The organism is Streptomyces sp. V4I2, from assembly GCF_030817655.1.
GTDB lineage: Bacteria > Actinomycetota > Actinomycetes > Streptomycetales > Streptomycetaceae > Streptomyces > Streptomyces plumbiresistens.
Window position 1 is genome coordinate 8,820,230 of the sequence record NZ_JAUSZM010000003.1, and the last position, 19,971, is coordinate 8,840,200.

Annotated in this window: 19 protein-coding genes and 5 pseudogenes; 11 read left to right on the forward strand and 13 right to left on the reverse strand. The window is 68.8% G+C overall.

Annotated elements, in window-relative coordinates; genetic code table 11:
* Positions 1-147 precede the first annotated feature (147 nt).
* Together QFZ76_RS41240 and QFZ76_RS41245 are read left to right on the forward strand one after the other, a co-directional pair.
* Complete coding sequence (locus QFZ76_RS41240; protein ID WP_307678458.1) at positions 148-1,191, forward strand: NAD(P)-dependent alcohol dehydrogenase; 1,044 nt, start codon at positions 148-150, stop codon at positions 1,189-1,191.
* Positions 1,192-1,589: 398 nt separating this feature from the next.
* A complete protein-coding gene (locus tag QFZ76_RS41245) occupies positions 1,590-1,808 on the forward strand; it encodes a hypothetical protein (protein WP_307678459.1) in 219 nt (72 codons plus the stop codon).
* 247 nt (positions 1,809-2,055) lie between these two features.
* On the opposite strand, the gene QFZ76_RS41250 is transcribed toward QFZ76_RS41245, so the two are convergent.
* The 3 genes and pseudogenes from QFZ76_RS41250 to QFZ76_RS41260 all read right to left on the reverse strand — a co-directional run bounded on the left by QFZ76_RS41250 (position 2,056) and on the right by QFZ76_RS41260 (position 6,502).
* Positions 2,056-2,781, reverse strand: a complete 726-nt coding sequence (locus QFZ76_RS41250; RefSeq protein ID WP_307678460.1) for an NADPH-dependent F420 reductase — start codon at positions 2,779-2,781, stop codon at positions 2,056-2,058.
* Between the two features lie 187 nt (positions 2,782-2,968).
* Positions 2,969-4,130: pseudogene (locus QFZ76_RS41255) on the reverse strand (alkene reductase).
* 1,025 nt (positions 4,131-5,155) lie between these two features.
* Positions 5,156-6,502: an aldehyde dehydrogenase family protein gene (locus tag QFZ76_RS41260; RefSeq protein WP_307678462.1), complete on the reverse strand. Its 1,347-nt coding sequence runs from the start codon at positions 6,500-6,502 to the stop codon at positions 5,156-5,158.
* A 121-nt stretch (positions 6,503-6,623) separates the two neighbouring features.
* On the opposite strand from QFZ76_RS41260, the gene QFZ76_RS41265 reads away from it, so the two are divergent.
* Both QFZ76_RS41265 and QFZ76_RS41270 read left to right on the forward strand, forming a co-directional pair.
* Positions 6,624-6,977, forward strand: a complete 354-nt coding sequence (locus QFZ76_RS41265) for a helix-turn-helix transcriptional regulator (RefSeq protein ID WP_307678463.1) — start codon at positions 6,624-6,626, stop codon at positions 6,975-6,977.
* Positions 6,978-7,589: 612 nt separating this feature from the next.
* A pseudogene (locus tag QFZ76_RS41270) lies at positions 7,590-7,767 on the forward strand (IS5/IS1182 family transposase); the annotation flags it as partial.
* 282 nt (positions 7,768-8,049) lie between these two features.
* Here the strand turns inward: QFZ76_RS41270 and QFZ76_RS41275 are convergent.
* A pseudogene (locus QFZ76_RS41275) lies at positions 8,050-8,331 on the reverse strand (AMP-binding protein); the annotation flags it as partial.
* Here QFZ76_RS41275 and QFZ76_RS41280 point away from each other — a divergent pair.
* The 4 genes from QFZ76_RS41280 (at position 8,258) to QFZ76_RS41295 (ending at position 10,187) form a co-directional block, all read left to right on the forward strand.
* Positions 8,258-8,449 (forward strand): helix-turn-helix transcriptional regulator, encoded by a 192-nt coding sequence (locus QFZ76_RS41280; RefSeq protein WP_373464432.1) that lies wholly within the window; start codon positions 8,258-8,260, stop codon positions 8,447-8,449. The pseudogene QFZ76_RS41275 and the gene QFZ76_RS41280 sit on opposite strands and share 74 nt — an antisense overlap.
* 157 nt (positions 8,450-8,606) lie before the next feature.
* Positions 8,607-9,704, forward strand: coding sequence for an NmrA family NAD(P)-binding protein (locus QFZ76_RS41285; protein WP_307678464.1), 1,098 nt, complete (start codon positions 8,607-8,609; stop codon positions 9,702-9,704).
* A 124-nt stretch (positions 9,705-9,828) separates the two neighbouring features.
* On the forward strand, positions 9,829-10,017 hold the full coding sequence (locus QFZ76_RS41290; RefSeq protein ID WP_307678465.1) for a hypothetical protein: 189 nt from the start codon (positions 9,829-9,831) through the stop codon (positions 10,015-10,017).
* A complete protein-coding gene (locus tag QFZ76_RS41295) occupies positions 10,014-10,187 on the forward strand; it encodes an ester cyclase (RefSeq protein ID WP_307678466.1) in 174 nt (57 codons plus the stop codon). Before QFZ76_RS41290 ends, QFZ76_RS41295 begins: the two co-directional genes overlap by 4 nt.
* A gap of 277 nt (positions 10,188-10,464) precedes the next feature.
* Here QFZ76_RS41295 and QFZ76_RS41300 read toward each other — a convergent pair whose 3' ends face one another.
* On the reverse strand, positions 10,465-10,857 hold the full coding sequence (locus QFZ76_RS41300) for a substrate-binding domain-containing protein (protein ID WP_307678467.1): 393 nt from the start codon (positions 10,855-10,857) through the stop codon (positions 10,465-10,467).
* Positions 10,858-11,276: 419 nt separating this feature from the next.
* On the opposite strand from QFZ76_RS41300, the gene QFZ76_RS41305 reads away from it, so the two are divergent.
* Positions 11,277-11,483, forward strand: coding sequence for a CocE/NonD family hydrolase C-terminal non-catalytic domain-containing protein (locus QFZ76_RS41305; protein ID WP_307678468.1), 207 nt, complete (start codon positions 11,277-11,279; stop codon positions 11,481-11,483).
* 45 nt (positions 11,484-11,528) lie between these two features.
* Here QFZ76_RS41305 and QFZ76_RS41310 read toward each other — a convergent pair whose 3' ends face one another.
* Positions 11,529-12,167, reverse strand: coding sequence for a TetR/AcrR family transcriptional regulator (locus QFZ76_RS41310; RefSeq protein WP_307678469.1), 639 nt, complete (start codon positions 12,165-12,167; stop codon positions 11,529-11,531).
* 647 nt (positions 12,168-12,814) lie between these two features.
* A complete protein-coding gene (locus QFZ76_RS41315; protein WP_307678470.1) occupies positions 12,815-12,949 on the reverse strand; it encodes a hypothetical protein in 135 nt (44 codons plus the stop codon).
* A 4-nt stretch (positions 12,950-12,953) separates the two neighbouring features.
* On the opposite strand from QFZ76_RS41315, the gene QFZ76_RS41320 reads away from it, so the two are divergent.
* Positions 12,954-13,229, forward strand: a complete 276-nt coding sequence (locus tag QFZ76_RS41320; protein WP_307678471.1) for a helix-turn-helix domain-containing protein — start codon at positions 12,954-12,956, stop codon at positions 13,227-13,229.
* A gap of 14 nt (positions 13,230-13,243) precedes the next feature.
* On the opposite strand, the gene QFZ76_RS41325 is transcribed toward QFZ76_RS41320, so the two are convergent.
* The 6 genes and pseudogenes from QFZ76_RS41325 to QFZ76_RS41350 all read right to left on the reverse strand — a co-directional run.
* The gene (locus tag QFZ76_RS41325) at positions 13,244-14,002 is read right to left on the reverse strand and encodes an SDR family NAD(P)-dependent oxidoreductase (protein WP_307678472.1); all 759 of its coding nucleotides are present in this window, start codon (positions 14,000-14,002) and stop codon (positions 13,244-13,246) included.
* Positions 13,999-14,778 carry an enoyl-CoA hydratase/isomerase family protein gene (locus QFZ76_RS41330; RefSeq protein WP_307680283.1) on the reverse strand — a complete coding sequence of 260 codons (780 nt, stop codon included), beginning with the start codon at positions 14,776-14,778 and terminating at the stop codon, positions 13,999-14,001. The genes QFZ76_RS41325 and QFZ76_RS41330 overlap by 4 nt, the downstream gene beginning before the upstream one ends.
* A 5-nt stretch (positions 14,779-14,783) precedes the next feature.
* Positions 14,784-16,427: an AMP-binding protein gene (locus tag QFZ76_RS41335; protein WP_307678473.1), complete on the reverse strand. Its 1,644-nt coding sequence runs from the start codon at positions 16,425-16,427 to the stop codon at positions 14,784-14,786.
* On the reverse strand, positions 16,424-18,169 hold the full coding sequence (locus tag QFZ76_RS41340) for a CocE/NonD family hydrolase (protein WP_307678474.1): 1,746 nt from the start codon (positions 18,167-18,169) through the stop codon (positions 16,424-16,426). The genes QFZ76_RS41335 and QFZ76_RS41340 overlap by 4 nt, the downstream gene beginning before the upstream one ends.
* A gap of 607 nt (positions 18,170-18,776) precedes the next feature.
* Positions 18,777-19,391, reverse strand: coding sequence for a hypothetical protein (locus QFZ76_RS51960; RefSeq protein ID WP_373464433.1), 615 nt, complete (start codon positions 19,389-19,391; stop codon positions 18,777-18,779).
* Positions 19,385-19,600 (reverse strand): annotated as a pseudogene (locus QFZ76_RS41350) (Phenylacetic acid catabolic protein); the annotation flags it as partial. The gene QFZ76_RS51960 and the pseudogene QFZ76_RS41350, both read right to left, overlap by 7 nt.
* A 53-nt stretch (positions 19,601-19,653) precedes the next feature.
* Here QFZ76_RS41350 and QFZ76_RS41355 point away from each other — a divergent pair.
* A pseudogene (locus QFZ76_RS41355) lies at positions 19,654-19,698 on the forward strand (hypothetical protein); the annotation flags it as partial.
* Positions 19,699-19,971 lie beyond the last annotated feature (273 nt).

Below are 19,971 nucleotides of genomic sequence, written 5' to 3' on the forward strand. Positions count from 1 at the left end.
TAACGGCCTTCATGTACGCGTTAACGTGAACATGCGTTAGGGTGAAGAAGCAGGCCCGGCCGGAAGCAAGCAGCTGGGCTTGCCCTTCCCCCTCCCCCCTCCCCCCTCCCCCCTCCCCACTCCCCCTCCCGCAAGGAGAACCACGGCATGACGACTGTCGCCGCGTACGCCGCCCCCGCCGCCAAGGCTCCGCTGGAGCGCACCACCATCGAACGTCGGGCGGTCCGCGAGCACGACGTGCTGATCGACATCAAGTTCACCGGTGTCTGTCACACCGACGTCAGCCAGGCCCGCGAGGGCTGGGGCAAGGCCTTCTTCCCGATGGTCCCGGGCCACGAGATCGCAGGCGTCGTCTCCGAGGTCGGCTCCGGCGTCACCAAGTACAAGGTCGGCGACCGTGTGGGTGTCGGCTGTCTGGTCGACTCCTGCCGTGAGTGCGACAACTGCGAGGCCGGCCTGGAGCAGATGTGCACCAACGGCGGCATGACCTCCACGTACAACGCCATCGGCCGTGACGGCGAAGTCACCTACGGCGGCTACTCGCAGAAGATCGTCGTCGACGAGAACTACGTCGTGCGCATCCCCGACGGCCTCTCCCTCGATGTGGCCGCGCCGCTGCTGTGCGCCGGCATCACCATGTACTCCCCGCTGAAGCAGTGGGGCGCGGGCCCCGGCAAGAAGGTCGCCATCCTCGGCCTGGGCGGTCTCGGCCACATCGGCGTCAAGATCGCGCACGTGATGGGCGCGGAGGTCACCGTCCTGTCGCAGTCGCTGCGCAAGAAGGACGACGGCCTGCGCCTGGGCGCCGACCACTACTACGCCACCAGCGACCCGGCCACCTTCCAGGAACTGGCGGGCAGCTTCGACCTCATCGTCTCCACCGTCTCGGCGCCGCTGAACTTCGACGCCTACCTCAGCCTGCTCAAGATGCCCGGTGCGCTGGTGAACGTCGGTGTCCCCGAGGAGTCGATCGCGCTGAACCTCTTCTCGCTCATCTACGGCAACAAGACCCTCGCCGGTTCGGCAATGGGCGGCATCGCCGAGACCCAGGAGATGCTCGACTTCTGCGCCGAGCACGGCCTCGGCGCAGAGATCGAACTCATCGCCGCCTCCGAGATCAACGAGGCGTTCACGCGGATGGAAGCCAGCGACGTGCGGTACCGGTTCGTGATCGACAACGCGACCATCTGAGACCCGTCGCATGAGCGAGGGCCCCAGCGGATGATCCGCCGGGGCCCTCAACTGTCGCCGGTGGTGCCTGCGTCATGGGCATGGGCCCGGATCCGGATCCTCCGAAGCCGCCTGGCCGTGGGCACAGGGCAAGACCAAACCCAGTGCAAACGGACGAGTTGCGTGGTCTGCTACCGCGGTCGTCCAGCGGGCGGCAGTGCTTTACGGAACACTCGCGCAGTGGCGGCGGCGACCGCGACGTCGACATCGCGATCTCACCTGTGCCCCGCAGCCTGCCCAAGGGCCCAAAGCCATACCGGGAAAACCTGAAGAGCGTTCACGCGCCGACTTCCGTTGGCGCACCGCCTGTGCGGAGTTCCGTAACAGCCACCTCGTCCTGGCCATCGACGCCGCTGGACGTGGCGGAGAAGGCGTTCACCATGCCGACCGAGGCGCCGACCCGCGTGCCGTTCGATGCACGTGGCTTCGGCGGGCTGACCGACCGGATTCTGCTGCCGGAGGAGCTGCGCACACTACTGCTCGCCGCGGGCACCAGCCACGAGGCCCGCAATTCGGCATGGCGTGAGCTGGTCATCCGTGCCCGCCACGACGGACCGCCCAGGCTGCCGCCCGGCTGACCGACAACCAGCCAGGCGCGGACACTCAACCGGCTCCTCGCCATCCGACACCACAACAGGCATCTTTTCCCGTGAGGAGCCCACCGTTTCCACGGCCACCAAGACCATGGACGGCGCACACCCCAGCCGACCCACGGGACGCTGTGCGTCCGGGCACGCAGCGGCGTCGCGGTCAGCACGGGTATCAGGTGCTCCCCGCGGAGAATGACCGTGTTGTGTACTGATTGAGCTGTGGGCGCTGTCGGGGTCAGATGACGCGGTCGGCCACCCGTACCCGCTCGGCTGCCTGGAGCGCGGTTCGCAGCTCGGCGGCGGGAACGGGGCGGCCGGGCGCTGTGAAGATCTGCTCGTCGGGCGTGGAGGGATCGGCGAGGTAGAGGCGGGTGTAGGCGGTGGCGTCCGGCTCGAAGCGCCAACTCTGCGCGAGCGAGCCGGTGTCGATGGTGTCGAATCCCAGTCGGTTGATCAGCGTCGCCGCGTCGGCTTTCGTGCCGGCGTCGTCACCGGCGATCGGCAGTGCGGTGCGGTCGGCGGCTCCCGGGTTCTCCGAGGGGCGGGCCAGCTGGGGGATGTGGTGGGCCAGGATGTTGCTGAACGCCTTGACCAGCCGGGCTCCGTCGAAGTGCCGGTGGACCAGCTCACTGGTGGTGAGCTTGTCGTCGTCGAGCTCGGCGATCCGGCCGTCGCGGGAAGGGTAGTAGTTGCTGGTGTCCAACACGGTCTTGCCCGCGAGCAGCGCGGCCGGGACAGCGGTGTGCGCACTGAGTGGTACAGACAGCAGGACGAGGTCACCAGCCCGGGCCGCCTGCTCGACCGTGCCGGCCGTGGCCGGCGGGCCCAGCTCGGCGACGAGGTCGGCGAGGCTCTGCGGTCCTCGGGAGTTGGACACCACGACAGGGATGCCTGCTGCGACCGCGAGGCGCGCGACGGCGGCGCCGATGTTTCCGCTTCCGATGATGCCGAGGGTGGTCATGTGTGCTCCTGCTTTCTGATGGACGGAGGAGGCCATGGCTGGCAGTGGCCGTGGTGGTGACGCCGGCACCGATACCGTTGCGGAGCCAGCCCACTGCCGGCGCGGAGACGGAGCCTGAAGACGCGGCTGGAGGACTGGCCGGCCGTCGAACGGGAACACGGGGGCCTGTCCAGCGAGGGCGGCGAGCTCATCCTGAGTGGCGGGCCGCAGCATGGACCGGCGCACCCGTGAGTTCTTGGCCCGACTGGAGGAAGGGGTAATCGGTGTAGCCCTCGGCGCCAGGTACGTAGAACAGTTCCGGCCGCGGCTCGTTCTCGGGGTGCCCGCCCTGCCAACGCTCGACCAGGTCGGGGTTGGCGATGAGAGCCCGGCCCACGACCACGGCGTCGGCGTGATCGGCCTCGATCCGCTGTGTCGCGTCCTCGCGGGTGGTCTGCCCCCCCGAGGAAGCCGCTGTTGACGAGCAGCTTGCCGCCGAAGCGCTGCCGCAGCTCCTGCACCAGCTCGCCGCCCGGCTCGGGGTGCAGGACGGAGAGGTAGGCCAGGCCCAGCGGGCGCAGTTGGTCCACCAGTGTGCCGTAGGTGGCCAGGACGTCATCCCGGTCAGTTTCGAAGACGTCCGCGAGGCTGATCTCCGGCGAGATCCGCAGGCCGACCCGCTCGGCACCGACGGCCTTGGCGACCGCCGTGACCACCTCGACGACGAAGCGAGCCCGGTTCTGCGGCGAGCCGCCGTATTCATCGGTGCGCTGGTTGGCCGCCGGGGAGAGGAACTGGTGGAGCAGGTAGCCGTTGGCGCCGTGGATTTCCACGCCGTCCGCTCCCGCCTCGATGGCCCGGCGGGCCGCGGCGACGAAGTCCTCCAGGGCTGCCTGCGCCTCTGCGGTGGTCATCGCTTCCGGTACGGGGAAGGGCTGCTCGCCCTTCTCTGTGAACGTCTTGCCGTCGATGGCGATCGCGCTGGGGGCGAGGATGCGACGGCTGCCGTTGACGTCGGGGTGTGCGGCGCGGCCGGCGTGCATGATCTGCAGGACGATGCGGCCGCCCTCGGCGTGCACCGCCTCGAACACCCGCTGCCAGCCGGCCGCCTGCTCGTCGGTGGCGATGCCCGGCGCGCCGACCCATCCCTGCGATGCGTGGTCGGGGTAGGTGCCCTCGGTGATGATCATTCCGACGCTCGCCCGCTGCCGGTAGTACTCGACCATCAGATCCCCGGGGATGCCGGAGGAACCGGCCCGGACCCGGGTCAGCGGTGCCATGACGATGCGGTTGGCGAGCTCGATCTTCCCGAGGGTGACCGGGGAGAAAAGCAACGAAGGAGGCGAAAGCTCTGAAGTGTTGACGGGCATGGGTGTCCTTCTGTAATGCGGTGGATAACGGGAGGAAGGTCATTCCGCCCCTTCACTGCAGCTCATGTACGCGTTAACGCGTACATGAGTCCGAGGGTCGTACCGCCCGCTTCCCTCGGGGCCCGCCGCGCTTCGTCCGCGCTCGAGTGACCCTTCTTGGTCTGCTGGTCACCGAGTTCGGTGTTCGGGGCGGCGGTGTGACGGAAGCGGACCAGCGCGCGGCCTGAGCGGAGCATCGTGGAGGAAACTGAATGCGTTCCTGCCCGGGTGGGCCGGCTCTTTCCGGTTGGGAACTCACCCCACTCGTCGGCCGGATCGGCTCGTACGCGCGGATGCGGAACGGCGGGCTCTCGCCAAGAATCACGGGCGCACCAGGAAGTTCGGCTGAGCGGTGGTTTCCTCCACCGCCGACGACTCCCTGAGCCTGATCGTCCTGCACGGAACCGTCGTTGAAACCAGGCCCTTCCGGGACTGGCGGGGCAGACCGAATGCCGGTGGTGAACGGCGTCGGTGAGCCGTAGGCGAGAGAATCGCACGCACGGCTCGATGTGGCAGGGCTGGAAACGGAGGGGACCAAATCCTGACCTAATCCGCCACCGCGCCAGTCCTCGCCCCTGCGTAAGGACCCGCCATTGCTGGCGGACCTACCTATGTGCGGTGAGTGTTGGTAGGGATTTTCGGAGTCCGGGCAAGTTGAGCGGCCGGTTGTCGCCTCGGGTGCGCGCCGGTCTTCACGACCCCCGTGGGGTGGTGCTCCTAAGGGTGGGAAGGTGCTGGTCAGCCCGGGCTCGGGAGAGCATGGAGCCGATTCAGGGCTTCGATGATCACGTCGACCCGGGACTGGCCCCGGCCTGTGAGACGCCCCTACGGCCACCGCCCTCAACTCGACCACGAGGCCAGGAACCTGGAAGTGGCTCCGGCGGTGGCGGGAACAGGGACCTCGGCAATCCTCATTCTCGCTTGTCAGAACCACTTTATGCTTTGCTGCTCATCAGTCCGGCAGTCTGTTTCGGGGGGAGCCGAGGCTAACTGAGCGGCACGTCCACGACACTCTTGAGGTGGCTGAACGTCTCGAGGGAATACAGGCCGTGGTAGTGGCCCATCCCGCTTTCGCCGACGCCGCCGAAAGGCAGGCCGGGCACGAGCACCTGCATCCCCGGCTGCCCCCAGGAGACGCCGCCGGAGGACGTCTCGTTCACCAGGCGCGACTTGGTGGCCTCGGACGTGGTGAGGGCGTAGAGCCCCAGCGGCTTGTCGCGTTCGTTGATGAAGGCGATGGCGGCATCGAGGCCGGCGACTTCGATGATGGGGAGGATCGGACCGAAGATCTCCTCCTGCATGACCGGCGATGCGGGGTCGACATCGGTGAGCACCGTCGGTGCGATGTACAGGTCGTCACGGTCGTGCCGGCCTCCCACCGCCACCTGGCCGGAATCCAGCAGACGGGTAAGCCGGTCGAAATGCCGCTCGTTGACGATCCGGCCGTAGTCGGGTGCGGTCTGCGGAGTGGAGCCGAACTGGGCTTCGAGCGCCGTGCGGAGGGCGGGAACCAGCGCGGCAGCGGTGGCAGGATCAGCCAGAACATAGTCCGTGGCTCCGCACGCCTGTCCCGCGTTGAAGAACTTGCCGCCGACCAGCCGCTTCGCAGCCTCGTCCACGTCAGCGTCGGGTGCTACGAAGACCGGACACTTGCCCCCGAGTTCAAGCGTGACCGGGGTGAGGTTCTTGGCCGCTGCGGCCATGACGATCCGGCCGACCGTGCCGTTGCCCGTGTAGAAGATGTGGTCGAAGCGTTGGGCCAGGAGGGCCGTCGTCTCCTCGGCGCCTCCCTCGACCACGGTGAGGACGTCGGCGTCGAAGTACTGTCGCAGGAGGCGTGAAAGTACCGCCGAGGTGTGCACCGAGATCTCGCTCGGCTTGGCCACCACGGTGTTTCCGGCGGCCAGTGCGCCGATGATGGGATCGATGAGAAGGTGCACCGGGAAGTTCCACGTGCCGATCACCAGGACGACCCCGAGCGGGTCGTAGTTGGTGTAAGCCGTTGTAGTGGGACCGAAAAGGGCAGGAACCTCCACCGGGCGGGGCTGAAGCCAGCTCTCGAGACTCGCCAGAGTCTCATCGATGTGACCGACGGTAAGGTCGATCTCCGCCATCTTGGCCTCGGTGGCGTTCTTCCTCAGATCCGCCCAGAGCGCTTCGAGCAGCTCCTTCTCGTTTTCGACCAGCAGGGCCCGCAGTTGCTGCAGCTGGTTGACGCGCCAGTCCAGTCCGCGGGTGACGCCGGTGTTGAACGTCGCGCGAAGGCGGCCGACGGCCTCCGTAGCCGGTTCGCTCTGGCTCGTCCTCGACTCATTCGCCGTTGTTGCGCTCATGGGATGTGCTCCGTTCTGGATGCAAGCCACGCCATCAAGGCGTTGGTGAAGGGGTCATTCCGGCCTTCACCGTAGCCTATGTTCACGTGAACGCGTACATGAAGGCCGATACCCTTCTCTCATGGCCAGCCGCACCGCATCCCCGCTCATCCACCCCGACATGGACGACTTCGACCTCTTCAAGGTCATGAGCGCACTGACCGACGAGACCCGGCTCGCCATCGTCGTCGCACTCGCCGCCTCCCCCGGCCTGGCCTGCAGCGTCTTCAAGAAGGACGTCACCGCCTCCGTACTCACCCGCCACTTCCGCGTCCTGCGCGAAGCCGGCCTCATTCACCAGCACGACGTCGGCACCCGCCGCATCAACACCCTCCGCAAGGAAGAACTCGACCAGCGGTTCCCCGGACTGATCGACCTCGTCCTCAAGGAGAGCGCCGCCCGCGTCACCCCCCGCGCGAACGCCGACAGCGCCTGACACCCCGGCACACGCCAGCACGAACGCAACCAGCACAACCCAACCCTCCGCCAACGCTTCCCGGACCGGCGCCGAACGGCCCTACGGACGCAGAGTGGCGGGACCGCCGACTGCACCGCTGGGCGTTGTCTTGACGCCGTGCTTTGGCGGCTCCGTCGTCGGAAGACGGGTGTGCTCACACGCCCGAACTGCCCGGCCTCGTGCAGCGGCCACTTCCGGGCCGGGTCGGTGCGGCGGGGATGGACTTACCGCTCGCGCGAGGCGGTGGCCTGAACCCGTTTCTCTGCGGCGCGCCCGCCGCAAGTATCCAGAGGACGTCGAAAGCAGGCGTCGCACCTGTCGTGCTCTCCGCGAAGTGCGCCCCTTTCTCCGCGCTTTTCAGCGGAGTTCTTGCGGTAGATCTGTGCGGTTGGTTCGTAACCGGCCGACCGTCTACGTCGTCCCGGGTTCCGGCGCCAAGCGGCACGTGACCGACCGGTTCCCGAACAAGCGCACGAAGCATGTGGCGATGAGCTTGCGAGCGAACAGCATCGACGGTCTGGTGGAAGGCCTGCCGCTGATCTTTCAGCGTGAACAGGCCAAGGACATGTCCGCCACGTACCACTTCACTTGCAGGCGGTACTCGTGCTGCGCTGATCCGCCGACGGCACCCGGCGGGCGCAACTCGCCCGAGACAACGGCATCTCGATCCCGGCCGCCTACCGCCATCTCCGCGAGCGCCTGACTGTGCCGGCCGGCCTCGCGCCGGAACTTCACCGCGCTGGAGGGCACGGGGGTGGCCGGGCCTTCCCAACACGACGCCAGCGCCCGGACGGAACCGGAACGTCCTTGGGAGCGCCGGTGGTGCCCGAGGTGAACAACAGGACCAGCGGAGCGTCGTCCGGGCCCGTCGCGGCCGGGCGGCCCTGTGGCTCGTCGCCGGAGTACCGGGCGAGCAGTTCACCGAGGACAGTTCCGCGCTCTCGGGGGCACCCCCGGCGACCACGGTCAGCCAGGGCCGGTCGGCGGGCATGTCCTCCCCGGGTGCGAGCCTGCCGTGCTGGTCCGCGTCGACCACGACGGCCTTCGCTCCACTCGCGCCGAGCCGCAGTGCCACGGCGGACGGCGCGAAGGCGGTGAACAGCGGTACGTGCATGGCCCCGCGGCGCCAGATGTCCAGCAGGGCCACGACCAGATCGGCGGACTTGGCCATCAGGGTGGCGACCGCGTCGCCGGGCCCGATCCCCAGGTCGGCGAGTGCGGCGGCGAAACGGGCCGAGTCGCGGCGCAGGTCCCTGTACGTGTCGTTATCGGGCCCGCCCCTGTCGCCCCGGGAACTCGACGTTCTGGCGCAGGTGGCGCGGGGCTGCAGCAACGCCGAAGTCGGGCGCCGGCTGTCGCTGCTGCCCGAAACGGTCAAGTCGTGTCTGCGCTGCGCGATGCGCAAGCTGGGAGCGAGTACCCGCTTCGAGGGGGTGGTCGCCACACGGTGACAGGGTTTGCTGCCCTGGGTTCCGACGCCACGCACCCGCCCCGAGCAACCGACCGTCATCGAGTCGGACGGTTTTGCGTGCCTGAGCGGTTGCCGCTCGGAAACCGATCGGTGTACAGTGATGGAAACCGATCGGTTTCCAGCTTGGAGTCGCACCCATGTCTACTCATGCCACCTCCTCCATCTTCGTCATCGGCGGCACAGGGGCCCAGGGAATGCCCGTTGTTCGCGCTCTTGTCGCGGACAAGAAGTACTCCGTCAAGGTCCTCACCCGGGAGGCCAGTTCCCCCCGAGCCCAGGAGCTCGTTGCGCTCGGCAACGTCTCCATCCTCGAAGGGACGTTCGCCGACGAGGACGTACTGCGCGAAGGATTTCGCGGCTGCGACGGAGCGTTCATCAACATCGACGGGTTCAACACCGGCGAGAAAACGGAGACCTACTGGGCCATCCGTACTTATGAGATCGCGATCGAAGAAGGTATCAAGTTCTTCGTCTACGGAAACCTCGACTACGCCCTCAAGAAGTCGGGCTACGACTCCAGGTTCCGCACCGGCCACTATGACGGCAAGGGCCGCATGGCCGAATGGGTGCTGTTCCAGAACGAAAAGAACAGGGACCGGATGGGAGCGGCGGTCTTCACCTCTGGGCCCTATATCGAGATGGTGATCTCACCGCTGACGCCCATGACACCCTCCGTCGAGGACGGTGTCGTCACGTGGCGAGTCCCGCTCGGTGAGGGGGCCGTCCCGCACGTGGCCCTGGATGACTGCGGCTTCTATGTCCGCTGGCTCTTCGACCACCCGGAACGGGCCAACGGTATGGACCTCGAAGTCGCCATCGAGCACATGACCTATGCCGACATGGCCGCGGCTTTCGAGAAGGTCACCGGGCACCCGGCGCAGTACATCGACACCGATCTGGACGCGTACTGGAACAGTCCGGACCTGACGGGGCTTGCCGATCACCCTGCTGGATACAACGCCGACCCCGACGACAAGAGCACCATGAGTTTCCGTGACAATTTCACCGGCTTCTGGAATGTGTGGAAGTACGGGATCATCACCAGGGACTACGCGCTGCTCGACGAAATTCACCCCGGCAGGATCAAAAGTGCCGAGGAGTGGTTCCGTCGGGAGGATCAGTTGGGGAGCGAACTCGGCAAGGGGAGTCTTTGGGACAGGGTTCAGCTGGAGAACTGGAGTATGGAATCGGCGGTCCTCAAGAGCAGCGCGGACTTCAGGACGGGAAAGTTGTAAACGGGCCGGTCGCACGGTGTGCTCTGTATCACTCGCGCGCCCCCCATTAGTGCATTTGAAGTAACTGGTGCCGTTCGGAAACCGTAGCCGTCGCCAGCCCGCACCCCACACCATGGAGGACTCCATGACCGCCATCACCTCGTCCAACACCGCGAGTGAGATGGTGCGCTCGGCCACGAGCACCGTGCTCCGGGTCGCCGCGCGCGAGTTGGAGCTCTACGACACCGGCGACGTCGACGGGGCGGACGAGGTGTTCGCCCCGAATGTGATCGACCACTTCCCGGCGGCTGGGTGGTTCTCCACTGGCGGATGACGGCGATCCACACCGGAGACGCCTTCGGGTTCGCCGCCAGCGGCAACTCGGTCGACATCAACGGCCAGGACATCATGCGCATCGTCGACGGCAAGATCACCGAGATCTACCACGTCGAAGAGCTGCTCAAGCTGGCCGAGCAGATCAGCAGTGGCGCGCAGCCGGCGTGAACAGCGAGATCTTCCAGGGCTACGCCCACCCCTGACTCCTGATCGGCAGGCGTCGCCTCGAAGCGGCGCCTGCCGACGTCATGGTTCTGCCTGGCGCTCGCCCCGTACGCGCCCCCGCCTTCTCGCCGACGCTCATGAGGGCGAACACGGCCGCCACCCTCCCTCCCGCGCTCCGTCGGGTCCGTCCGAAACCGCCGTACCGTCGCCGCGGCAGCACCGCCCTTCCGGCGGTGCGCGACACCCTCGCGGATGCTCGCCTCGGACCGGCTCGCCGTATTCACGACAGGGCCGTCAACCAGGCGGCTACGCCGTCTCGCGCCGGATGAGCGCGAGGATGTCGCCCGGGCCCGGCCCGGCCGGGCACTCCCGGGGCCGGGACCGGAGCGCCGACCGTCGAGAGGATGACGGCGGTGAGATCGCCGGCTGCCGCGGTGAGGTCCAGCCCGATGGTGGTCAGGGCCGGTACGGCGAGCGAGCTCACGGGGAGGTCGTCGACGCCGATGAGGGCCAGGTCGTCCGGGGACGTCGATGAGCTGCGTGCGGCGGCTGCCAGGACGGCGAGGGCGATCAGATCGTTGAACGCGGCGACCGGGGTGACCGGGGTGACCGGGGTGGCGCCCTGAGTCCACTCCACGACGGCGGCTCGGGCACTGGCCCGCGAGTAGCGCATGCTGACCCACCTGCGGCGCAGGCAGTCCCAGATCACGGCAAGCCCGGGTGGCTCCCTCAAGGCGCGGCAGACAGAAGGGCCGCTCTCGGGGGGTCGTCCAGCGCGGCATAGCCGATGTGCCGGTGCCGCGTGCCGCGAGGTGCTCGATCTGCAGCCGTCCGATGTCTTCCTGGTTCAATCCCGGTCAGGCCGGTGCCGTCCGGTGTGTACACGCCGTCGAGCAGGAGGATCTCCGCCCGGTGCGGTGACTGGGCGTCGGCGGGCGGCCGGCCCCCGACGGTACGTAGCCGAGACGCTCCGACGTCTCCAGCTTCGTACGGCTCTGCGACGTCGACTTCGAAGGCGTGTCGCGCACCTTCGCCGAAGGATTCCTTCGGCTGGATCCCACCTCTCCCCTCGATCCGGTGTAGTCCGTACGTGTGCGGCTGAACTCCTGCGCGCACGAGGCCAAGGCCGGACACCAGATACGTCTGCTGATCGCCGGCGGCTGTCATCCGCGGTACGCAAGCAACGAGGGAACCGGTGAACTGCCCGGCACCGGGGGCGAGTTGTGGCCGTGCACGCGCACCGTCCACCACGACAGCGGCGCGGTGTCCCGCGTGGTCCTGCCGACGTCGTCCGGGTGAGGACCGGGCGCCCGGTCGGAGACGATCCGGGAGGCGCACCCCTTCTTATCCGGGTGCGTCCTGCCCCGCACTGAGCCCGTCCAGCAGGAGGTCCCCGAGCTCGGAGAAGGCCTCGCCGGCGGTCAGGCCGGTGCTCTCCAGAAGGACCCCCGACTGGACCGCGTCGATGGTCACCGCCACGACCTGGGCGGCGAAGTGCCCGTTGAGCGCGCGGAAGACGCCGGTCCGCACGCCCTCTTCGATCAGTTCATGGACCCGCTGCGCGGCGGCGGCGGAGTTCGTGCGGTAGATCTGTGCGGTCGGTTCGTAGCCGACCATGTCGTCGTAGAAGGCGTTGGAGTGGCGGCGCATGGCCGTGCCGACGCCGGCGAGGTAGACCCGGATGCGCTGCCTGGGATCGGGCTCGGCCTGGACGGCCTGCTCGATCTCGGCTGTGGCCTCCCGGAAGAAGGCGCGGGTGACCGCAAGGACCAGTTGTTCCTTCGTGGAGGCCAGGCTGTACAGCGTGGCCTTGGAGCACTCCAGCCGTTGCGCGAGCTGATCCATGGTCACCGCGGTGAAGCCCTCGGCCAGGATGATTGCCTCGGCCTGACGCAGCAGTTCGTCCCGCCGGCGTGTGTCGACGACCCGCCTGCGTGCCGTTCGGCGCGGTCGTCGGTCACGCGAGTCAGTCGGGGCTGTCACCGCAGCAGTCTCCCATGAGGGTCTTCGCCGGAAGTGGCGGGCCGTCGCCCCGGCCGGAAGGCCGGGCCTTTCGAAGAGGTACCAAAGTGCCGTCCAACGTACCCTGGAGAGAGGCGTCGGTGGTCTCCTCGATGGTGCCCGGTACATGTCCGCGACGCGGCGGTAGCCTGCTCGCTCAGCATGGGTGCGAGCGGCGTGAAGAAGGCGTGGGGGTCGGTCGCCTCGTAGGTCACGGTCCGTCCGAGCCGGGTGCTGAGTGCCTCGGCCAGGTTCCCGCCGCTGATCGCCGGGCACTGGCCGACGGAGGCCACACCGGTGACGTCGGTGCGTTCGAACAGCGCGGTGGCGGTGTCGGCGATGTCGAGGTGTGAGGCCCAGGAGGCGCGGAAGCCGCTGGGCAGCGCGTAGCGCAGTACGTCTTCCTCGCGGACGCCTGTGATGACGGTCGGCAGCAGCAGGTTCTCCGGGTAGAACCGGGCTCGATCACTGCGTGGGAGCCCCCGCTGTCCGCCAGCCCGACGGCAAGCACCGTAACAGCGCTCTCTTCCGAGTCGTCCCGACCGCTGTCGCCCTCGGTGCTGACGAGGCCGCCGCTGGTGGAGAACACCACGCTGGCAGGCCGGGCCTCGCCGACGGCGGCCACGATGTTACTGCGCGAAGGCCAGGCGGTCCTCCTCCGGGGCCACCGGCAGGTGGACGAACACCCCCTCAGCGCCACGGTAGGCATCGGCCAGGTCCACGGTGGAGGAGTGGTCGACGGCCGGCGCGCGGGCACCGTCCACGGCGGTGACGGCGACGACAGGGGAGCGCGAGCTCCTGCGGGGACCCCACCGCTTCACAGAGCTGCGTGACGCCCTGCCCGGTATCAGCCCGCACACCCTGACCAGCCGGCTCCGCCAGTTCGAGAGGCACGGCATCGTCATCCGCACCGCCTACGCGGAGATCCCGCCGCGGGTCGAGTACTGGCTCACCCCTCTCGGTGAAGGTCTGCGCGAGGTCCTCGATGCCATGGCCACCTGGGCCGTGGCAGTCCCCGACGGCGAGCCCGCAGTCACCGCCTGACCGTCAAGGCGGTGTCACCGGATCGAGGACCCGATGGAGATGCCGCCGTCCACGTCCAGGACGATGCCGGTGATGTAGCCGGCGGCCTCGCTGGCGAGGAAGGCCGCGGCTTCCGCGATGTCCTCGGGCCTGCCGGTGCGGCGCATCGGGATCTTGTTGGTGAGTTTGTCCCGTGCGGGGCCGTTCATGGAGGCGAGCATGGGTGTCTCGATGAGGCCGGGGGCGATGGCGTTGGCGGTGATGCCGTGGCGGGCGCCCTCGAGGGCGAGGGTGCGGGTCATGCCGACGATGCCGGCCTTGGCGGCCACGTAGTTGGTCTGGCCGAAGTTCCCGCGCCATGACATGGAGGAGAAGCTGACGATGCGTCCGTAGCCCTGGCGTTTCATGGGGCCGAACACGGCGCGGGCGCAGTGGAAGCCACCGGTGAGGCTGACATCGATGACGGCGTGCCAGTCGTCGTCGGTGATGTCCTCGACGCGGTTGTCGCGGATGATGCCGGCGTTGTTGACCAGCACGTCGAGGCGGCCGAGGTCGGCGGTGACGCCGTCGATCCAGGCATCGACCTGAGCGGAGTCCGTCACGTCCACCACGTCGGCGCGGAGTTTCGCCTCGTGGGCGTCGGCGATCGTCCCGGCGGCGTCGGTGAGGGCTTGTTCCTTGACGTCGGCCAGCGCGACCGTGGCGCCCTCTGCGGCGAACCGGGTCGCCATGGCGAGGCCGAGACCTTGCGCGGCGCCGGTGATGGCGACGACGCGTCCATGGTAGCGATTCACTTGGTGTCTGCTTTCGTGGTGGGGGGAGCGAGGAAGGCCCGCAGGGCGTCCGCCACCGAGCTCGCCGGCCAGTTGTCGGCGAAGACGGCCAGTTCCTCCCGCAGGGCCTGCTCGGGGGCGATGCCGTCGATCCGGTGCAGGAGTGTCTTGAGCCGTTGCTGGGCGGGGCTGTTGCGGTCGGCCAACTGCCGGCAGGTACGGGTGGCGGTGGCGTCGAGGTCGGCCTCGGGCACGATCGCGCGGATCCAGCCGGTGTGTGCGAAGGCGGTCGCGGGCAGCAGTTCGCCGGTGAGCAGGAGCCAGCGGGCCAGCCCGCGGCCGACCGCACCGGGAAGCCGGACGCTTGACCCGCCGGCCGGTACCAGCCGCCGCTTCAGGTGACCGTCGCCGATGAGTGTGGTGTCGGCGGCCACGACGACATCGCAGGCCAGCGCGAGTTCCAGGCCCCCGGCGACGGCGTGACCGTGCAGCACGGCGACCCAGGGTTTCGGGCTGGCCTCGATGCGGCTGAAGCAGGCCGACAGGTCGGTCAGGAAGCCGACCGGGTTGTCGCCCTTGTCGTGCAGTTCCAGGAACTGGTGGAAGTCCCCGCCGGCACAGAAGCTCGGTCCTTTGCCCGCCACCGCGATGACCGCAGTCCCAGGATCGGCCTCGGCGCTGGTGATCTGCTTGTCCAGGGCTTCGATGAGGGTGATGTCGAGGGCGTTGCGCCGCTCGGGGCGGTTGAGCCACAGCCACCGGACGGGGCCGCGTTGCTCGACGAGCAGGGGTTCCATGCCGGTCAACGGGACTCCGGGGTGGCGAGTTCGGTACGTCGGCGTTTACGCAGCAGGTAGCGCTGGGTCTTGCCGCTGGGCGTCTTGGGCAGGGCGTCGATGAAGTGGATCGTGCGGGGGTAGGCGTGGGCGGCGTAGCGGGTCTTGACCAGAAGCTGGAGCTCGGTGGCGAGTTCCGGTGAGCCGTCGACGCCGTCGCGGAGGACGACGTACGCCTCGATGACCTCGCCGCGGACGTCGTCGGGTGCGCCGATGACGCTGCACTCGGCGACGGCGGGGTGCTGGGCGAGGACGCTCTCGATCTCGAACGGCCCGATCCGGTAGCCGGCCATGATGATGACGTCGTCGTCGCGTGAGGAGAAGAAGAAGTCGCCGTCGGCGTCGATGCGCCCGGCGTCGCCGGTGAGGTACCAGCGGCCGTCGGCGGTGAACTTGGTGCCGCTCTGCCCGGGGATCTGGTAGTCGCGGAAGGTCATCAGCGGGCTCGCCGTGACGTCGATCGCGACCCGGCCGAGCACGCCCGGTCCGGCGGGCTCGTCCTTCTCGTCGGCCAGGACGGTGAGGCTCCAGCCGGGCACCGGCCGGCCCATCGATCCCGTCTTGAGGGGACGGGCGAGTTCCGGATGGTGGTGGTTGGCCAGGGGCATGCCGACCTCGGTCTGGCCGAAGTGATCGTGCACGGCCAGACCCAGCGTGGCGCCGGCCCACTCGTTGACCTCGGGGGTCAGGGGCTCGCCCGCGCTGGACGCCCGTTGCAGGTGCAGTTTCTGCGGCACGGGCACCGTTGAGGAGCGCAGTCCCCGGTACACGGTCGGGGCGGCGGTGAAGTCGGTGACCTGGTGGTCGACGAGGGTGCGCCAGGTCGTCTCGGCGGAGAACCCGCCGGACAGCAGCAGGCTGGGGATGCCGGCGGCCATCGGCGCGACGATGACGGAGTACAGCCCGTAGGCCCAGCCGGGGTCGGCGGCGCACCAGTACTTGCTGTCCTGGGTGACGCCGAGGCCGTACTCCAGGTAGATCTGCCATCCGGCGATGTAGGAGACGGGGTGGATGACTCCCTTGGGCTTGCCGGTGGTGCCGGAGGTGAACATGTGCACCAGGGGTCCGTCCCCGCTCGTGGGGATGGCGGGTACCGGCTCGGGCGACGCGGCAGCGACGAGGTCGGCGAGTGACACGTCACCGCGCTGCGTGCCGGTTCCGGTGACGACGACACGGCGCCGAGGGTCGTCGGGCATGTCGGGGCCCGGGTCGAGCTTGTGGCGCTGGTCCGGGTCGACGACCACCACGTGCGCACCGGAGCCTTCCAGGCGCAGCGCGATGGCCTGGGGCGCGAACGCGGTGAACAGCGGGACGTAGACCGCGCCGAGCCGCCAGATCGCGAGGATGACGGTGACCAGGTCGGTGCTCTTGCCCATCAGGGTCGCCACCCGGTCACCCGGACCGACGCCAAGCCCTTGCAGCGCCCGCGCACAGCGGTGCGAGTCGGCGGCGAGCTCGCCGAAGGTCAGCGTCGAAGCCTTGCCGGTGCCGTCGACCACGGTGAACGCGACGCGGTCGGCGGGGTGCCGGTCGCACAACAGTTGGGCCACGTCGAGGGAAGGAGCTGCGAAGGTCGCGGTCAATTCGGACACCCGGTCGGCCGCGCTCACTGCTGGTCCTTCCGGTCGATGACCGGCAGCACCAGGCGGCTGGGGTGGTTCGGCCCGTGGTGGATGTGGTTGACCGCGGGGATCATCTGCTCCTCGCTCTCGTGAGCGATGACGCCGCTGGTGTTGGTGTTGCGGTCGTAGCGGGGGAAGTTGCTGCTGGAGACGTCCACGCGGATGCGGTGACCGGGAAGGAACACATTGGAGGTGCCCGTCATGTCGATGGTGATCTCGTAGACCGTGCCCGGCTCCATCATTTCTTCGGTGGCGAGGCCGCTTCGGTAGCGGGTGCGCAGGATCCCGTCGCACAGGTTGATCGCCTTGCCGTCGGGGAAGACGTCGACGAGCTTGGCGGTGAAGTCGGTGTCCACCGCCGACGAGGAGACGAACAGCTCCAGGCTGACCGGGCCGGTGACCTCGACGGCCTCGTCGAGTACGGGCGTGGCGAAGCACAGGACGTCCTCGCGGCCGGCGACCGTCCGCTGGTCGACCGGGCCGCAGAACCCCGGCGTCGTCGGCATCGACGCCCCGCCGGCCGAGGGAACCGGGCGGCGCGGGTCGTAGAGATAGGTCTCGTGCCCGGCGCCGGCCGGCGCCTCGGTCGTCAACACGCCGTCGCCGCCCGCGGTGTTGGCGGGACCGGCGCTGGTGAGGTGGAAGTCGGTCCACCTCGTGTCGGGCAGCGGCCACTCCTGCTCGTCGCGCCACTGGTCGATGCCCATCACGAAGATCTTCACGGGCGCCACGCCGTCCAGCGCGGTGGTGTCGCCGCGGAGCCAGCGGTCGAAGAACTTCACATGCAGGCCGGTCAGGCCCAGCATGTCGGCACTGGCCAGCGGCCCGAAGGAGCGGTCGGGATAGACGCCACTCGTGGAGAGGTGATCCCACGGACCGATGATCAGCCGCTGCCCGTCACGCGCCTGCGCACTGCCCGCCTTCTGGCGGGCGGTGGTGTAGGTGCGCAGGGTCTGCCCGATGTAGAGGTCGTACCAGCCACCGATGTTCAGCGCCGGGACGGTGACGTTCTTGAGCTCGGGCGTGAGCTCCATGGCATCCCAGTACCCGTCGTGGGACGGGTGGGCCATCCAGTCGTCCCACCACTTCCCGTACGCCGCCAGGACCGGAACCTCCGCCGTCGGCAGCACATCGTTCAGCGGCTCCGGGAACAGGAACGCCTGCCCGAGCTCCTGCAGCTGGGACAAGGTGTCCTCGCCGAGGCCCAGGGACCGCTGCGCGTCAGCCGCGTACATCATGGCGTTCCACACCGTGACCAGGCTCAGTGAGAGCGCACCGCCCGGTGAGTACCAGGGCGCCTCGTAATTGTCGATCGAGGTGAGGGCCGGAGCGATCGCCTTGAGGCCCGGGGCGCCGGTCACGGCGGTCTCCCACTGGACCATCCCGAGGTAGGACGGCCCGTACATGCCCACCGTGCCGTCCGACCAGGGCTGGTCGGTGATCCAGGCGACGGTGTCCTCGCCGTCGGCCCGGTCGGCCATATGAGGAACGAACTCGCCTTCCGAGCGGTGGGTGCCCCGGCAGTCCTGCACCACCACCGCGTACCCGGCCTGCACCAGTGCCAGAAGGTCGGGGGTGGTCGACTGGCTGATGGCCATCACGTCCTTGCCGTAGGGCAGGCGCACGAGCAGCGTCGGAGCCTCCCCGTCGGCCGGCCGCCACACATTGGCGGCGAGGGCCACGCCGTCACGCATCGGAACCCGGACGTCTATCTCGTACAGGTGCTGCATCGGTGCTCCTCGTTGAGCCTCGGCGGCGTTGCCAGGATGTGGGTACGTTAAGAGGTACGAAAGTACCCTGTCAATTACCTCACGAAGTGCTGACCTGGAGATCGACGGCGCACCCCATGGCTGCTGTGGACCCACGCCGCCGAGGTGGAACAAGGCGCCGCTTGAGTTCCTGGCCAAGTAGGGTCCCGGCCCAGAGTCCAGGGGAGCGGCACCCGAAAGAAGTCCGCGATGTCGGCTGCGCGATCGCTGGGGCGGTCGGGGTGGAAGGGCGCGCGCCCGGCCAGGAGGTGGTAGAGCGGATTCCGGGAAGCAGCAGCCAACGGCCCTTGTCGAAGCGGACGTTGGCGGGCCGGGCGAGCCGACGCGGTACCCGTACAAGCCGTGCGCGACCAGTCGTAGCGGCTCTGCTCGACCGGCTTGCCCGGGACAGCCGTACCTCCTCATTGCCCACGCGCTGTGGTGGTGACCGGTCGGCACGGTCCTGATCCTGATGTTCACCAGGGCTGATGGTGGCGGCCGCGGTGTTCTACACCGGGCGGGATGGTGGGACCCGCTCGGGGCCCGGGCCCCAAGGAGGACGGCGCTCTGCGCGAAGCGACCCGCCTGGTTACTTGGTAGGCAGTGCCGTGAACGCCGCCAGGGTGTGGGTGACGAAACCGCGCAGTCGGCGGTCCGTGCCGAAGTTCGGGTCGTTCATCATGCTCAGCAGCTTTATCCAGGGGTCGATGTCACCCACCGGTACCCGCTTGTTCTGCGCTTCCGGTCGGCGGGCGCAGAGGCGGCCCCTGCCCACGGTCCTGAGCTGGGTGAGTGAGCTGACCCCGGCGGCGCCCGCCGCAGCCGTGTACGCGGTGCGCAGTTGGTCGTCGGCCTGATCCGCGAGGAGGCCCGGCAGCTGGACGTAGTAGCCCAGGCCGGTCAGGTTCGCGCGTACGGTCAGTGGGTCGGTGAAGGACTTCACGCCGTTGGGCACCGGCCGGTGAGTGGTGCCGGCAGGCCTTTTCCGCGTCGCCCGCGAGGGCGGCGTTGAGAGGGCGGACCGCGGCCGAGGCCGGGCAGCCGGAGTAGGTCGGGGTGGGCTGACGACGACCGTCCCGTCCTCACCGACCTCGACGTCCCGTAGCACGCCGAGGTCGGCCAGGGTGAGCATGGGCAGTTCGGGGTCCGGAACGCGCTCGGTGATGCGCTGGGCGCGGCGCACGTCCGTGAGTACGGTCACCATGCCGCCTCCGGGTGGGCGCGGGCCACGCTCTGCAGCTCGGTCAGCAGGGGAGCGAGGTGCTCGGTGTGCTCGCCGTCGCGGGCGACGCCGGGCAGCGGCCGGTACACCGGCAGGGGCAGGCGGGCCGCCTCCATGACCTGCTTCAACACCGCCCCCACCGCGTCCCGGACGTCGTACACGGTGAACAGCTCGTCCAGGTACGGCGAGACTCACCAAGGTCGCCGGTCTCGTCGCGGACGCCGTTGCCAAGGGCGCGCAGGTACTGTGCGGCGGGTCGCGGATCGACGGCCCCGGCTGCTTCTACGAGCCGACCGTGCTCGGAAGGCTCGCAGCGGACAGCAACCTGCTCACGCAGGAGATCTTCGGGCTCCAGCAGGCGCCAGGCGGTCTCGGGCCGCTCGAGCTCCTCTGTCGCCTCCCCACGGCTGCCGCCATGTCGAGGTGCAGGGCCGTCAGGCGGAACCGTCGTCGGCCGCCGCCGGTGGCCGGCCGGTGGTGCGGCGTGCCACCAGGGCGGGGGAGAGGCGGACCTGGGTCGAGGGCCGGTTCCGGTCGGCGATCCGGCGATCCGGTCCTGGGC

Bases quoted from the DNA above. Each gene is read 5' to 3' on its own strand.
- QFZ76_RS41240 (WP_307678458.1), top strand. From the start codon at position 148: ATGACGACTGTCGCCGCGTACGCCGCCCCCGCCGCCAAGGCTCCGCTG.
- QFZ76_RS41250 (WP_307678460.1), bottom strand. From the start codon at position 2,781: ATGACCACCCTCGGCATCATCGGAAGCGGAAACATCGGCGCCGCCGTC.
- QFZ76_RS41260 (WP_307678462.1), bottom strand. From the start codon at position 6,502: ATGAGCGCAACAACGGCGAATGAGTCGAGGACGAGCCAGAGCGAACCG.
- QFZ76_RS41265 (WP_307678463.1), top strand. From the start codon at position 6,624: ATGGCCAGCCGCACCGCATCCCCGCTCATCCACCCCGACATGGACGAC.
- QFZ76_RS41285 (WP_307678464.1), top strand. From the start codon at position 8,607: ATGTCTACTCATGCCACCTCCTCCATCTTCGTCATCGGCGGCACAGGG.
- QFZ76_RS41290 (WP_307678465.1), top strand. From the start codon at position 9,829: ATGACCGCCATCACCTCGTCCAACACCGCGAGTGAGATGGTGCGCTCG.
- QFZ76_RS41295 (WP_307678466.1), top strand. From the start codon at position 10,014: ATGACGGCGATCCACACCGGAGACGCCTTCGGGTTCGCCGCCAGCGGC.
- QFZ76_RS41300 (WP_307678467.1), bottom strand. From the start codon at position 10,857: ATGCGCTACTCGCGGGCCAGTGCCCGAGCCGCCGTCGTGGAGTGGACT.
- QFZ76_RS41330 (WP_307680283.1), bottom strand. From the start codon at position 14,778: ATGGAACCCCTGCTCGTCGAGCAACGCGGCCCCGTCCGGTGGCTGTGG.
- QFZ76_RS41340 (WP_307678474.1), bottom strand. From the start codon at position 18,169: ATGCAGCACCTGTACGAGATAGACGTCCGGGTTCCGATGCGTGACGGC.
- QFZ76_RS51960 (WP_373464433.1), bottom strand. From the start codon at position 19,391: ATGGTGACCGTACTCACGGACGTGCGCCGCGCCCAGCGCATCACCGAG.